The sequence below is a fragment of the Xanthomonas dyei genome, from assembly GCF_002939865.1.
Taxonomy (GTDB): domain Bacteria; phylum Pseudomonadota; class Gammaproteobacteria; order Xanthomonadales; family Xanthomonadaceae; genus Xanthomonas; species Xanthomonas dyei.
Genome location: NZ_MDEE01000012.1, coordinates 90377 through 103854, shown reverse-complemented (window position 1 = coordinate 103854; position 13478 = coordinate 90377). Strand labels below are relative to the sequence as shown.

Genomic DNA, 13478 nt, shown 5'->3' with positions numbered 1-13478 from the left:
CATGCAGACCAACGACGTATTGACGCTAGTGCTGAGCTTCGGCCTGCCAGGCGTGCTGGCGATGTCCTACCTCGAAAAATTCATCCCGGTGATCCCCTCCTATCTGATGCTGATGGTTGTCGGAATGACCGCCGAGAGCGTGCCGGCGCTGCTGGCGGTGTGGGCTATCAGCGTGGCCGGATCGGTACTGGCGACGGTCAGCTGGTATGAAATCGGCCGTGCGCTCGGTAACGATCACGTGCGCGCCCTGGTACGCAACTACGGCCGTTTCGTGTTTCTGCGCATCGCTACCTACGACCGCCTTGCGCTGTCGTACCGACGCAACGATTTCCGGGTCACGCTGGCCGGTCAGGCGATCCCGGTGGCACGGATCTATCTCGCCTTGCCGGCAGGCGTGATCCGGGTGCGCTTCTGGACCTTCCTGCTCGCCGCAGCGCTTGGAATTGCAGGCTACAACCTGTGCTTTCTGTTGGTCGGCTTCTGCCTGCGCGGAACCGGACATGATCCGCTGATCACCGGCATGGTCATCGCCGCAGCGCTGGTCGCATTGGAATGTGTGGTGTTCTTTTCGATACGCAAGAAATCGCGTGCCAAATCGTTGAACGTCTAGTCGGCTGGCGTGTTCCGCCGCGGTGATGACATCGAACCGCTTCGCTGGTTGCGCGCGGTGTCCTTGCATGCTCCGACATTGATGGCCATGCGTACTTAGGGTGCGATTGAGCGCTGCACAGCGCTCACGAGCACTGACGTGGATGGGCAAAGCGCATTGCAATGTATCGGCAGCACGCCGGACGAAGCGTATGAGGCCCATGCCGTGCAGTGATGCATGTCGTCCACCCGCATCGCTGCATGTCCAGCATGTGCTATCCGGGAAATCGAGGCGTATGCGCGATACCACGCCACGCGTTACCTGCCGCCTTTGTGCCGGAGCCGATCGAGTCGTCCGGTACACGCTCGCAGAAGGTATTCGTGAACGCATGCCTATCAATGGCAAGCGATCAAAAAACTCTTAAAACGTGATCCGCAGCGAATCCATAGGATCACTTCCAGCAACCTCGCTGCAGCACCGCCACCTCGCCATCGCATCCATCTGGCCGCTCGTCAGAGGCCGATGCGGTGTCGAGCGACTGCAGCCTCATCTCTTCGGAGCGCAGCATGATTTCCCAACGCCCCTCCACCGTTTCACGGCGGCCGTCGCCCACCAGCAATCGGCAGGCATGGCAGGACCTGCCAGATCTGCAGCATCACCACGCCAGGCGTCAGCGGCTGACGCAGCTGCGCTGGATGGCCGGCATTGCCGGCGGCGCAGTCGCCGTGTTGTGGGCCGGCCCGTTGCTGTGGTCGTGCATGTGCCGCCTGCTGACCTAGGGCGATCACGCAGCTGGTCGCGGTTGTGTCGTGCCCTTCTCCCTTGCATCACTTACCCCACAAGGACCCTGCAATGACGATTCCCCGTTACCTGGTGGCTGCCGGCACGCTGCTGTTGCTATCGGCTTGCGCGAGCCGCCCCGCCGCGCCGCAGACATCGATGCGGACCTCGATCGGCCCGGCGTCGACGGCAACATTGGTGATGCCGCCCGCTGCGCAGCCGCTGCCTGGCCCGTCCGATCAACAGCTGGTAGCGAGCGATCGCCCCATCGATAGCGATGCTGGCGACGCAGCGCCGGCATCGCCGGATGCAGCACTTGCAGCTCCCGCCGTGTCTGCAGCGGCCGCTCCCATTACCGCCGCCGAGCAGGATGCGCAAGCGCTCTACAGTGCCGCACCGGTGCGCGACCCGTGGGAGGGTTACAACCGCAAGATCCACGCATTCAACAACGGTGCCGACAAGGTGCTGTTCCGTCCCGTCGCAGTCGCCTACGACAAGGTCACACCCAAGCCGGTCAAGACCGGGATCAGGAACATGTTTTCCAATTTCGGTCAGCCGGGCACTGCGGTCAGTCAGGTGTTGCAGGGCCGCCCGGTCAAGGCAGCGCAGTCGCTTGGGCGCTTCGTGGTCAACAGTACCGTTGGGGTCGCCGGGCTGTTCGATCCGGCCAGCCGCTTCGGCATGCCCAAATATAACGAGGATGTCGGACAAGCATTTGCGACATGGGGCTGGGACAACTCGCGCTACTTCGTAATGCCGATCCTGGGGCCAGGCACGGTACGCGATACCTTTGGTCGCGTCGCCGACCAGCAGCTGACGCCGATCAACTACATGAACAATGCGCGCGTTGCCAATTCCCTGATCGGCCTGCAACTCACCGACGGCCGCGCACGGATGCTGCCGATGGACGCGCTGCGACGCGATGCCGTGGACGATTACAGCTTCGTGCGCGATGCCTGGGCGCAGCGCCGTGAAAAGCAGATTGCAGACGACTGATCGCAGCCAACGCGATGCGTGCGCGGTAACTCAGTGTAGGCGTTCACGCGCTGGATCAGCAGCTTGCCAGTCACAGCAAGCAGCCTGTGGCTCCCAACGACCTCACCAGCGCTCTCGCAAAGATTCGCAGCATCACGCAGCACGCTTACGGCGGCTGGGCTTGGGATTAGGCTTCGGCGTAGCCGCCTTGCCTGACTTGGTGGCCTTGCGTTGCGTGCTGCGCGAGTCGGTCAGAAAGCGCAGCGTGGCCGCTTCCCACTGGCGCTCGCCGCGCACGCCGCTGGCCATCGCCTGCAGTTGCCCGGCGCGCCAGCCTTCGACCACGCAGGGGTCGATGTAGGCCTTGCGACACACCGATGGCGTGTTGCCCAGCGCATCGGCTACCTCGCGGATGACATCGTTCTGCACCTGCATGAGCGCGCGTTCGCTGCTGCGCTCGGGCAGCGGCAACCGCGCCAGGCGCTGCAAGGCGGCCAGCGTGCCACCCCAGGTGCGGAAATCCTTGGCGGTGAAATCCTCGCCCATCGCTTCGCGCAGATAGTCGTTGACCTCGCCCGAATCCACCGGCTGCAGCTGGCCGTCGTCGTCGCGATACTGAAACAGCGATTGCCCCGGCAGCTGCTGACATTGCCGGATCAGTTTGACCAGGTGCTTGTCGTCCACTTCGATGTCGTGATCCTGGCCGCTCTTGCCGCGGAATTTGAGCCGTGCCCGCCCGCCTTTCAAAAATTCCATGTGGCGGTTGCGTAACGTGGTCAGCCCGTACGAGCGGTTGCTGCGCGCGTATTCGGCATTGCCCACGCGCACCAAGGTGTCGGCCAGCAGCGCGACCACAATCGCCAGCACCTTCTCACGCGGAAAGCCGGGCAGCGCCAGATCGCGTCGCAAGCGCCGCCGCAGTTTGGGCAGTGCCGTGCCGAAGGCGATTACCCGCTCGAACTTGCCTTCGCCACGCACCTGCGCCCAATCGGCGTGATAGCGGTACTGCTTGCGCCGCCGCGCGTCGCGCCCGGTGGCCTGCAGGTGGCCGTTGGGTTTAGCGCAGATCCACACCTCTGTATAGGCAGGCGGAATGGCCAACGCGCGGATGCGCTGCAAGGTGTCGGCATCGGCGATGCGCTGCCCGTCGGCACTGCGGTAGCTGAAGCTCTTGCCCGCCTTGCGCCGGCTGATGCCTGGCTGCTGATCGTTGACATAGGTCAGCCCTGCCGCCCGCGCGGTGGCCTTGGCCTGTGCCACCGCGGCCACGGTGGCGACGGCGGCCGTTGCGACGACCGCACCGGTGGCGGCGGTGGCGAGCGTGCCGGCGGCACTGGCCGTGGCGGCGACATTGCGAACAACACGTTTGGCTTTCATTGCGTACAGGTCGAAGGACTGGCACCGATTGTTGGGCCGCGCAGCGCTAGGCCGCGTCAACGCAACGACAACGCCGTGTGGGCAAGCGATGCCCGCGGCGCAACTTTGTGCTTATGCTTGGGCATCCCCCTTTGCTGGAGTCATCGATGCGCGCTGTCCTGCCTATTGCCCGCCTGGCTTGCACCTTGGTCGTGCTGACTGCATTGACCGCCTGCAATAAACCGCAACCCGATGAGCAGGAAGCCGTCGCGGCCAACGCACAGCAGGCGGCCGAGCAAGCGTCCGCGCCGGTGCCGGATGCAGCGCCGGAAGCGCCGCCGATCGGCAGTTGCGACGCCACCCAGGTGCAGTCGCTGGTCGGCCAGCCCATCACCGATGCGGTGGGCGAGCAGGCCCGCAGCGACGCCGGCGCCAAGTCGGTGCGCGTGCTCAAACCCGGTCAGATGGTGACGATGGAATTCAACGGCGAACGGCTCAATTTCGAAGTGGACGCCAAGAACATCATCACCGCGGTGCGTTGTGGCTAAGAGCAGCTAACAACCCTACTGTGTAGCCGCCAGGCGGGCGCGGTCGGTGCTCGGTGCGGCATGGTCCACGCGTCCACTCCGGTTCTGAGCGCGCCGTCCACACCCACCTGACGACTGCTCGCTACGTTTTGTTAGCCACTCCAGGGCTGCGCTGGCGCCTGTCGCCCGACAGGCGCCAAGCCAGCTGGCACAAGGGATTGCGACAGGCCTCGTTGCAGCTGTAACGGTGTATTGCGGCACCGCATCAACTGTGGTCTAGTCGATCATCCGGTGACCTCTTCGAAACGCTCCACGGATCGAGCGGTGCAACGTCGTCGCCGCTCTCCCAAGATCGCAAAGAGGCAGACATGGCCCCCCGCACTCGCCAAGGGCTCAACGACTACGGTCTCTACAACAGCGCGCGCGACGAACGCGACGCCTGTGGTTTTGGCATGGTCGCCCAGCTGGACGACCAGCCTTCCCGTTCGCTGGTAGACACCGCGATTGCGGCGCTCTCGCGCATGACCCACCGCGGCGGTGTGGCCGCCGACGGGCTCACCGGCGATGGCTGCGGCCTGCTGATCCGCAAACCCGATGCCTTCCTGCGCGGGCTGGCCCGCGATGCCGGCATCCCGCTGGGCACGCGCTATGCGGCCGGTGTGGTGTTCCTGCCGCTGGACGAAGCCGAGGCAGCGCGCTGTCGCGCCGAACTGGAAGCGCAGCTGCACACTGCCGGCGTGCAGCTGCGCGGCTGGCGCGTGGTGCCCACCGACGACAGCGTGTGCGGCCAGCTGGCGCGCGACACCCTGCCACGCATCGAGCAGGTGTTTGTCGATGCCGGTGCCGAACAGACCGAAGACGGCTTCACCCTGGCGCTGTTTCTGGCGCGCCGCCGCGCCGAGCAGGCGCTGCGTGAGGTGGAGAACTTCTACGTCACCACGCTCTCGCCCAACGGCATCAGCTACAAGGGCATGGTGCTGCCGGACAAGCTGAGCACGTTCTACCCGGACCTGCAGCGCAGCGATCTGTCGTCCAGCGCGATTGTGTTTCACCAGCGCTTTTCCACCAATACGCTGCCGCGCTGGCCGCTGGCGCATCCGTTCCGCCTGCTCGCGCACAACGGCGAAATCAACACCATCGAGGGCAACCGCCGCTGGGCGCAGGCGCGCAGCAAGGTGTGGCAGACCCCGCGCTTCGATATCGCCGAGTTCGATCCGGTGATCTCCATGCACGGTTCGGACTCGCAGAGCCTGGACAACATGCTGGAGCTGCTGATCGCCGGTGGCATGGACCTGCTGCAGGCGCTGCGCATCCTGGTGCCGCCGGCGACCCAGTCGCTGGAGTTCAAGGACGCCGACCTGGCTGCGTTCTACGAGTTCTACGGCCTCAACACCGAGCCGTGGGACGGCCCTGCCGGCATCGTGGCCTGCGACAGCCGCTATGCCGCCTGCATGCTTGACCGCAACGGGCTGCGCCCCGCGCGCTGGATGCTGACCTCCGACCGCCACTTCCTGGTGGCCTCCGAGGCCGGCGTGTGGGAGCTGCCGGCCGAGCGCATCACCCGCAAGGGCAAGCTGGGCCCGGGCGAGATGATGGCGATCGATCTCAAGCGCGGCGACCTGCTCGATTCCGATGCCATCGACCGCATCAACCGTGCGCGTGCGCCGTACAAGCAATGGCTGCAGCAGGGCGTGACCTATCTGCAGACCGAGCTGATCGACCCCTCGCTGGTGGAAGAACCCTTCAGCGAGCAAACCCTGCGCAGCTACCACAAGCTGTTCCAGCTCAGCACCGAGGAAGTGGAGCAGATCCTGCGCCCGCTGGCCGAGACCGAGCAGGAAGCCACCGGCTCGATGGGCGACGACACCCCGATGGCGGTGCTCAGCCGCCAGACCCGGCCGCTGTACGACTACTTCCGCCAGGCGTTCGCGCAGGTCACCAACCCGCCGATCGACCCGCTGCGCGAAGGCATCGCGATGTCGCTCACCACCCAGCTCGGCAAGGAGACCAACATCTTCCATGCCGGTGCGGAGACGGTGAACCACGTCATCCTGAATTCGCCGGTGCTCAGCCAGCGCAAGCTGCGTCAGCTGCTGAAGATGGAGCAGTACGTCGCGCGCAATCGCCTGATCGACCTGTCCTACAGCGTCGAAGAAGGCCTGAAGGCCGGCCTGGAGCGCATCTGCCAGGAAGTGGAAGCCGCCGCGCGCGACGGCGCGGTGATGCTGCTGCTGTCCGACCGTTACCCGGTGCCGGACCGGCCGATGGCGCATGCGCTGCTGGCCACCGGCGCGGTGCATCACCACCTGTGCAAGGTGGGCCTGCGCTGCGACGTCAACCTGATCATCGAAACCGGCACCGCGCGCGATGCGCACCACATGGCCTGCCTGCTCGGCTTCGGCGCCACCGCGGTGTACCCGTATCTGGCCTACCAGACCCTGTTCGACCTGGGCCGGCGCGGCATCCTGCAGCTGAGCAAGGGCGGTGAGCAGTCGCAGATCGGCCGCCGCTACCGCAAGGGCATCTACAAGGGCCTGTCCAAGATCATCTCCAAGATGGGCATCTGCACCATCGCCAGCTACCGTGGCGCGCAGCTGTTCGAGATCGTCGGGCTGGACCCGGACGTGGTGGAGCTGTGCTTCGCCGACACCCCCGCACGCATCGGTGGCGTCAATCTGGGGCGGCTGGACACCGAGGCGCGTGAGCTCACCGCACGCGCCTGGAACGACCAGCTCAAGCCGGAAGTGGGCGGCCTGCTCAAGTACGTGCACGGCGGCGAGTACCACATGTACAACCCGGACGTGGTCATGACGCTGCAGCGCGCCACCCGTACCGGCGATGCCGAGGACTGGCAAAAATACGTGGACGCGGTGCACTCGCGCCCGGCCTCCACGCTGCGCGATCTGGTCCAGCTCAAGCGTGCCGACACCCCCACCCCGCTGGACGAGGTGGCCCCGGCCGAAGATGTGTTGCGCCGCTTCGACACCGCCGCGATCAGCCTGGGCGCGTTGTCGCCCGAAGCGCACGAGGCGCTGGCCATTGCGATGAACCGCCTGGGCGGGCGCAGCAATTCCGGCGAAGGCGGCGAAGACCCGGCCCGCTATGGCACCGAAAAGCGCTCCAAGATCAAGCAGGTGGCCTCCGGCCGCTTTGGCGTGACCCCGGAATACCTGGTCAACGCCGAAGTGCTGCAGATCAAGGTCGCCCAGGGCGCCAAGCCCGGCGAAGGCGGCCAGCTGCCCGGCCACAAGGTCAACGAGTTGATCGCCCGCCTGCGCTACGCCAAGCCTGGCATCGGCCTGATCAGCCCGCCGCCGCATCACGACATCTATTCGATCGAAGACCTGGCCCAGCTGATCTACGACCTCAAGCAGGTCAACCCGACCGCGCTGGTGTCGGTGAAGCTGGTCGCGCATGCCGGCGTCGGCACGATTGCTGCCGGCGTGGTCAAGGCCGGCGCCGATCTGATCACCGTGTCCGGCCATGACGGCGGCACCGGCGCCAGCCCGGTCAGCTCGATCCGCTATGCCGGCGTGCCGTGGGAACTGGGCGTGGCCGAGTCGCACCAGGCGCTGGTGGCCAACGACCTGCGCGAGCGCACCATCCTGCAGACCGATGGCGGCCTGAAGACCGGCCTGGACGTGGTCAAGGCCGCGCTGCTGGGCGCCGACAGCTTCGGCTTCGGCACCGCGCCGATGATCGTGCTGGGCTGCAAATACCTGCGCATCTGTCACCTCAACAACTGCGCCACCGGCGTGGCCACCCAGGACGAGCGCCTGCGTGCGAACTACTTCACCGGTCTGCCGGAGCGTGTGGAGCACTTCTTCCGCCTGCTGGCCGAAGAAGTGCGGCAGTGGTTGTCGTACCTGGGCGTGCGTTCGCTGGATGAAATCGTCGGCCGCACCGATCTGCTGGAGCAGCTGGAGGTCTCCCCGCGCGCAGGCGTCAAGGTTGATCTGTCGCGCCTGCTCACCCATGCGCGCTACGACGGTAGCCATTGCGCCGCCCAGCGCCTGTACGAATCGCCGGACAGCCTGGCCACGCAGATGGACGGCCTGCTTGCCGATGCCATCGCCAACAAGACCGGCGGCGACCATCGCTTCTTGATCCACAACACCGACCGCTCGATCGGCGCGCGCCTGTCCGGCACCATCGCGCGCGCGCACGGCAACCACGGCATGAGCGATGCGCCGTTGAACCTGCGCTTCCGCGGCACCGCCGGGCAGAGCTTCGGCGCGTTCAACGCCGGCGGCCTGCAGCTGGAGCTGGAAGGCGAGGCCAACGACTACGTCGGCAAGGGCATGGCCGGCGGCCGGCTGGTGGTGCGTCCGCCGCGTGGCGCGCGCTTCGAGGCGCGCAGCACCCCGATCGTCGGCAACACCTGCCTGTACGGCGCCACCGGCGGCGAGCTGTTCGCCGCCGGTCGCGCCGGCGAGCGCTTTGCGGTGCGCAACTCCGGCGCGCTGGCGGTGGTGGAAGGCGCCGGCGACCATTGCTGCGAATACATGACCGACGGCGTGGTGCTGGTGCTGGGCAAGGTGGGCCTGAACTTCGGCGCCGGCTTCACCGGTGGCCTGGCCTACGTGCTGGATATCGAACGCGACTTCGTGGACCGCTACAACCACGAGCTGATCGACATCCACCGCGTCTCCGCCGAGGGCTTCGAGAACCATCGCCAGCATCTGCACACCCTGATCAGCCGCCACCGCGAGCTGACCGGCAGCATCTGGGCGCAGCAGATCCTGGACGAGTTCCGCGACTACATCGGCAAGTTCTGGCTGGTCAAACCCAAGGCCGCCAGCATCGAGTCGCTGACCGAGTCGCTGCGGCGCGCCGCCTGAGTTGTGCCCCCCTCTCCCGCCTGCGGGAGAGGAGGATGGGGGTGGGGGTGAGGGCGCAGGCCTGCAACCCTCATCCGCCCCTTCGGGGCACCTTCTCCCGCACGCGGGAGAAGGACAAACGCAATGCTGACAGCGCATCGTCAGAATCATCGCAGTACTCCCCTCTCCCACCTGCGGGAGAGGGGTCGGGGGTGAGGGCACAGGCCCGCAACCCTCATCCGCACCCTTCGGGGCACCTTCTCCCGCACACGGGAGAAGGATGCCCGCAATCGCAATGCTGACAGCGCATCGTCAGAATCATCGCAGTACTCCCCTCTCCCGCCTGCGGGAGAGGGGGCGGGGGTGAGGGCTTCTGGCCCGCAACCCTCATCCGCCCCTTCGGGGCACCTTCTCCCGCACACGGGAGAAGGATGCCCGCAATCGCAATGCTGACAGCGCATCGTCAGAGTCATCGCAGCACTCCCCTCTCCCGCCTGCGGGAGAGGGGCCGGGGGTGAGGGCACAGGCCTCGCCGACCCTTATCCGCCCCTTGGGGCACCTTCTCCCTTACACGGAAGAAGGGAATCAGCCACGGATTTTCTTATGAGCCGCAAGCAAGCCTTCCAATTCCTCGACCTGCCGCGAACAATGCCCACCCGCATCCCGGTGGAGTTGCGCACGTCCGGCGACTGGGGCGAGTTGTACGGCAAGTTGGACAAGGCCGACGCGCAGTACCAGTCCGGCCGCTGCCTGGACTGCGGCAACCCCTACTGCAGCTGGAAGTGCCCGGTGCACAACGCCATCCCGCAATGGCTGCAGCTGGTGCAGGAAGATCGCATCATCGAGGCCGCCGCGCTGTGCCATTCCACCAACCCGCTGCCGGAAGTGTGCGGGCGCGTGTGTCCGCAAGACCGTCTGTGCGAAGGCAGCTGCACGCTGGAAGAATTCGGCGCGGTCACCATCGGCGCGGTGGAAAAGTACATCGTCGACACCGCCTTCAAGATGGGCTGGCGCCCGGATCTGGGCAACGTGCAGCCCACTGGCTGGCGCGTGGCGGTAATCGGCGCCGGCCCGGCCGGGCTGTCGTGTGCGGACCGGCTGGCGCGCGCCGGTATCGAAGCGGTGGTCTACGACCGCTATGAGCAGATCGGCGGGCTGCTGCAGTTCGGCATCCCCAGCTTCAAGCTGGACAAGTCGGTGATCGGCAAGCGTCGCGAGATCCTCGAAGGCATGGGCGTGCAGTTTCGCCTGGGCGTAGAGATCGGCCGCGACGTCAGCATCGAGCAGTTGCTGGGCGAATACGATGCCGTGTTCCTGGGCACAGGCGCCTACCGCTACACCGATGGCGGCCTGCCCGGGCAGGACCTGAAGAATGTGCTGCCGGCGCTGCCGTTCCTGGTGCAGAACAGCCGCATCGTCAGCGGCAACGACCCGCACGGCCGCCCGATCGCCGGCTGGGAAGACCAGATGGCCCTGCCCGACCTCAACGGCAAGCGCGTGGTGGTGCTGGGCGGCGGCGACACCGGCATGGACTGCGTGCGTAGCGCCATCCGCCTGGGCGCGGCCAAGGTCACCTGCGCCTACCGCCGCGACGAAGCCAGCATGCCCGGCTCGGCGCGCGAAGTGGCCAATGCGCGCGAAGAAGGCGTGCGCTTCCTGTTCAACCGCCAGCCGCTGTCGATCGAATCCGGCGCCGACGACGAAGCCATTGGCGTCACCGTGGTCGAAACCCACCTCGGCGAACCCGATGCCAGCGGCCGCCGCAACGCGGTGCCGGTGGAAGGCAGCGAATCGCTGCTGGAAGCGGACGTGGTGATCATCGCCTTCGGCTTCTCCCCGACCCTGCCCGAATGGCTTGCCTCGCAAGGCGTGGAAGCCGGCAGCAACGGTCGCATCGTCGCTCCCGCAGACGGCAACGGCCGCCTGCCCTACCAGACCACCAACCCGCGCCTGTTCGCCGGTGGCGACTGCGTGCGCGGCGCCGACCTAGTGGTGACGGCCGTGGCCGAAGGCCGCGATGCGGCGGCAAGCATCGTGCAGCTGCTGGGCGTCAAAGCGCAGGTCAAGGAGCCGGCTGCGACTTGAGGCTTATGGGGTTCTGCTGATGGTACCTACATATGGCGTTTGAAGGCCTAAGTATTCCAACGGTTGTCTGGTCTGGAATCATCGCTGCTGCGATTTCACTAGCAGGAGTTTTGCTTTCAAATTGGAGTACTTCTCGCCGTCTACGTATGCAGCTACAGCACGACGCGGCCGAGAAACTTAAGGACCGCCTCGGCAGCCTACGTAAGGAAGTTTATCTGCAGCTCTACAGCGACATCACCGCTTTGCAAGGGCACCTTGGTGCGCTATCAGTTAAGGACCCTACCTCACCGGAGTTCGCGGCGCCAATCCAAGCTGTTATTTCACAGCTTGCCAGGGTGCAACTAGTGGGCGGTTCCGAAGTAATGAAACAGGCAGATGAGCTAAGCGCATCATTCACAGAGTCACTGTTTCACTTAATGGCGGCTGCAAAGCCTATGCATGAACTCAAATCCGAAATTGGGATCGCGGATCATTTTTACAACCAGAATATGCAAGAGCTGCAGCGCATTAATGCAGAGATGATGGCGCAAAACGAGTCCGGTCATCCTGACACCAGTCGTATGGCTGCACTTCAGCGATCATTTGACCACTTTCACTGTCAATACAGTAGACACAGGCAAGAACGCGACCAAGCATGGGAAAATCACAATGCTTTGCATGTGCAGTTCTTGGATGTAGTCAAAACTCAAGTTAAGTACATGGAGCCGGCACAAGCAAGGTTAATGGCCGCACTAAAAAACGAAATTGGTGTTACTACAGACGTCACTGAGCTTCTAAATCAGATTGAAGTAAGACAACAACGGGTAGAGGCTGCAGTTGACGGCCTACTTCCTATATTTTCTGATTTCAAAGTTAAATAAGTCTCGTCCAACCAATATAACGTATGTGTAATCTTTCTGCTTAGCTAGCAGAAAGGTTAGTGGCATTTCGACCGAAGCCACGTGTCCACGACTGTTTACGTCCCGCCACCGTCTACGTCCAGCGAGGACGTAGACGGTGGCAAACTAACGTAATCGCGAATCAGGCTGCCTTATCCAGCGTGGCCATGTCGATCACGAAGCGGTACTTCACTTCGCTCTTGAGCATGCGCTCGTAGGCCTCGTTGATCTGGTCGGCGCGGATGGTTTCGATGTCCGAGACGATGTTGTGCTTGGCGCAGAAGTCCAGCATTTCCTGGGTCTGGCGGATGCCGCCGATCAGCGAGCCGGTCAGGGTGCGGCGCTTCATTACCAGGTTGAACACGGCCGGCGACGGGTGCGATTCCTCGGGCACGCCCACCAGCACCATGGCGCCGTCGCGCTTGAGTGCATTGATGAACGGGTCCAGGTTGTGCGGGGCGGCCACGGTGTTGAGGATGAAATCCAGGGTGTTGTACTGCGCCGCCATCTGCGCTTCGTCCTTGGAGATCACCACTTCGCTGGCGCCCAGGCGCATCGCATCGGCGCGCTTGTTCTCTGAGGTGGTGAACAGCACCACGGTGGCGCCCATCGCCTTGGCGATCTTCACGCCCATGTGGCCCAGGCCACCCAGGCCGACCACGCCCACCTTCTGTCCCGGGCCCACCTTCCAGTGCGCCAGCGGCGAATAGGTGGTGATGCCGGCGCACAGCAGCGGCGCCACGGCAGCCAGATTGTCGGTGTGCGAGATGCGCAGCACGTACTTCTGGTCGACCACGATATGGTCGGAGTAACCGCCGTAGGTGTTCTCGCCGCCGCCGAACATCGGGCCGTTGTAGGTGCCGGTGAAACCGGCTTCGCAGTATTGCTCTTCGCCTTCCTGGCAGGAGGCGCAGCTGCGGCAGCTGTCGACCATGCAGCCGACGCCGGCCAGGTCGCCAACCTTGAAGCCGGTGACGGCATCACCGACGGCGGTCACACGGCCGACGATCTCGTGGCCCGGCACCGCCGGATACCGCGTGTTGTGCCATTCGTTGCGTGCGGTATGCAGGTCCGAATGGCACACGCCGCAATAGGCGATCTCGATCTGCACATCGTCGGGGCCGGGCGCGCGGCGTTCGAACACGAACGGGGCAAGCGGCTGGTCGGCGGCTTGGGCGGCAAAGGCGTGGGCTTGGCTCATGGGAGGCTCCGGGGCGTGATGTCGTTCGCACATGCGAACAACAGAAGAAAATCGAGTCGGTAGCTTAAGACAGCGACCCGTCGCGCTCCTGCGACAGTGCGTCTTGTGTGTCGTGTTGCGAACGCTACCGGAGCAACATCATGCGCTGCGCAGGTGTTCTATCCCGATCAAATCCATGTTGCAGGCGTGAATGGCACGCTAACGCGCGAGCTTCTAGGCTCATCAGCTACCCGATCGCCCTGCACCATTCCAGCTGGCCGTGCCCTC

Annotated in this window: 9 protein-coding genes and 1 other RNA gene; 8 read left to right on the top strand and 2 right to left on the bottom strand. The window is 64.8% G+C overall.

The annotated features are described in order from the left end of the window. The first annotated feature begins 1 nt into the window (after position 1). The 3 genes from XdyCFBP7245_RS10335 to XdyCFBP7245_RS10325 all read left to right on the top strand — a co-directional run bounded on the left by XdyCFBP7245_RS10335 (position 2) and on the right by XdyCFBP7245_RS10325 (position 2365). On the top strand, positions 2–610 hold the full coding sequence (locus XdyCFBP7245_RS10335) for a DedA family protein (RefSeq protein ID WP_104615576.1): 609 nt from the start codon (positions 2–4) through the stop codon (positions 608–610). A gap of 545 nt (positions 611–1155) precedes the next feature. Next, positions 1156–1368: a hypothetical protein gene (locus XdyCFBP7245_RS10330; protein ID WP_115584238.1), complete on the top strand. Its 213-nt coding sequence runs from the start codon at positions 1156–1158 to the stop codon at positions 1366–1368. Positions 1369–1441: 73 nt separating this feature from the next. Next, positions 1442–2365: an MlaA family lipoprotein gene (locus tag XdyCFBP7245_RS10325; protein ID WP_104615574.1), complete on the top strand. Its 924-nt coding sequence runs from the start codon at positions 1442–1444 to the stop codon at positions 2363–2365. A 132-nt stretch (positions 2366–2497) separates the two neighbouring features. Here the strand turns inward: XdyCFBP7245_RS10325 and XdyCFBP7245_RS10320 are convergent, their stop codons facing one another. Then, entirely contained in the window at positions 2498–3811 is a 1314-nt protein-coding gene (locus XdyCFBP7245_RS10320) for a DNA topoisomerase IB (RefSeq protein ID WP_211287675.1), read from the bottom strand. Between the two features lie 56 nt (positions 3812–3867). Between XdyCFBP7245_RS10320 and XdyCFBP7245_RS10315 the strand changes: the two genes are divergently transcribed. The 5 genes from XdyCFBP7245_RS10315 to XdyCFBP7245_RS24485 all read left to right on the top strand — a co-directional run bounded on the left by XdyCFBP7245_RS10315 (position 3868) and on the right by XdyCFBP7245_RS24485 (position 11992). After that, entirely contained in the window at positions 3868–4248 is a 381-nt protein-coding gene (locus XdyCFBP7245_RS10315; protein WP_104615572.1) for an I78 family peptidase inhibitor, read from the top strand. Positions 4249–4308: 60 nt separating this feature from the next. Then, a non-coding RNA gene (locus XdyCFBP7245_RS10310) (sX9 sRNA) lies at positions 4309–4385 on the top strand. Positions 4386–4595: 210 nt separating this feature from the next. After that, on the top strand, positions 4596–9068 hold the full coding sequence (gene gltB, locus XdyCFBP7245_RS10305; RefSeq protein WP_104615571.1) for a glutamate synthase large subunit: 4473 nt from the start codon (positions 4596–4598) through the stop codon (positions 9066–9068). 582 nt (positions 9069–9650) lie between these two features. Next, positions 9651–11132, top strand: coding sequence for an FAD-dependent oxidoreductase (locus tag XdyCFBP7245_RS10300; protein WP_104615570.1), 1482 nt, complete (start codon positions 9651–9653; stop codon positions 11130–11132). A gap of 32 nt (positions 11133–11164) precedes the next feature. Then, positions 11165–11992, top strand: coding sequence for a hypothetical protein (locus XdyCFBP7245_RS24485; RefSeq protein ID WP_244907797.1), 828 nt, complete (start codon positions 11165–11167; stop codon positions 11990–11992). A gap of 160 nt (positions 11993–12152) precedes the next feature. On the opposite strand, the gene XdyCFBP7245_RS10285 is transcribed toward XdyCFBP7245_RS24485, so the two are convergent. Further along, positions 12153–13211 carry an NAD(P)-dependent alcohol dehydrogenase gene (locus XdyCFBP7245_RS10285; RefSeq protein WP_104615568.1) on the bottom strand — a complete coding sequence of 353 codons (1059 nt, stop codon included), beginning with the start codon at positions 13209–13211 and terminating at the stop codon, positions 12153–12155. Between the last annotated feature and the right edge of the window lie 267 nt (positions 13212–13478).

Bases quoted from the DNA above. Each gene is read 5' to 3' on its own strand.
- XdyCFBP7245_RS10335 (WP_104615576.1), top strand. From the start codon at position 2: ATGCAGACCAACGACGTATTGACGCTAGTGCTGAGCTTCGGCCTGCCA.
- XdyCFBP7245_RS10330 (WP_115584238.1), top strand. From the start codon at position 1,156: ATGATTTCCCAACGCCCCTCCACCGTTTCACGGCGGCCGTCGCCCACC.
- XdyCFBP7245_RS10325 (WP_104615574.1), top strand. From the start codon at position 1,442: ATGACGATTCCCCGTTACCTGGTGGCTGCCGGCACGCTGCTGTTGCTA.
- XdyCFBP7245_RS10315 (WP_104615572.1), top strand. From the start codon at position 3,868: ATGCGCGCTGTCCTGCCTATTGCCCGCCTGGCTTGCACCTTGGTCGTG.
- gltB (WP_104615571.1), top strand. From the start codon at position 4,596: ATGGCCCCCCGCACTCGCCAAGGGCTCAACGACTACGGTCTCTACAAC.
- XdyCFBP7245_RS10300 (WP_104615570.1), top strand. From the start codon at position 9,651: ATGAGCCGCAAGCAAGCCTTCCAATTCCTCGACCTGCCGCGAACAATG.
- XdyCFBP7245_RS24485 (WP_244907797.1), top strand. From the start codon at position 11,165: ATGGCGTTTGAAGGCCTAAGTATTCCAACGGTTGTCTGGTCTGGAATC.
- XdyCFBP7245_RS10285 (WP_104615568.1), bottom strand. From the start codon at position 13,211: ATGAGCCAAGCCCACGCCTTTGCCGCCCAAGCCGCCGACCAGCCGCTT.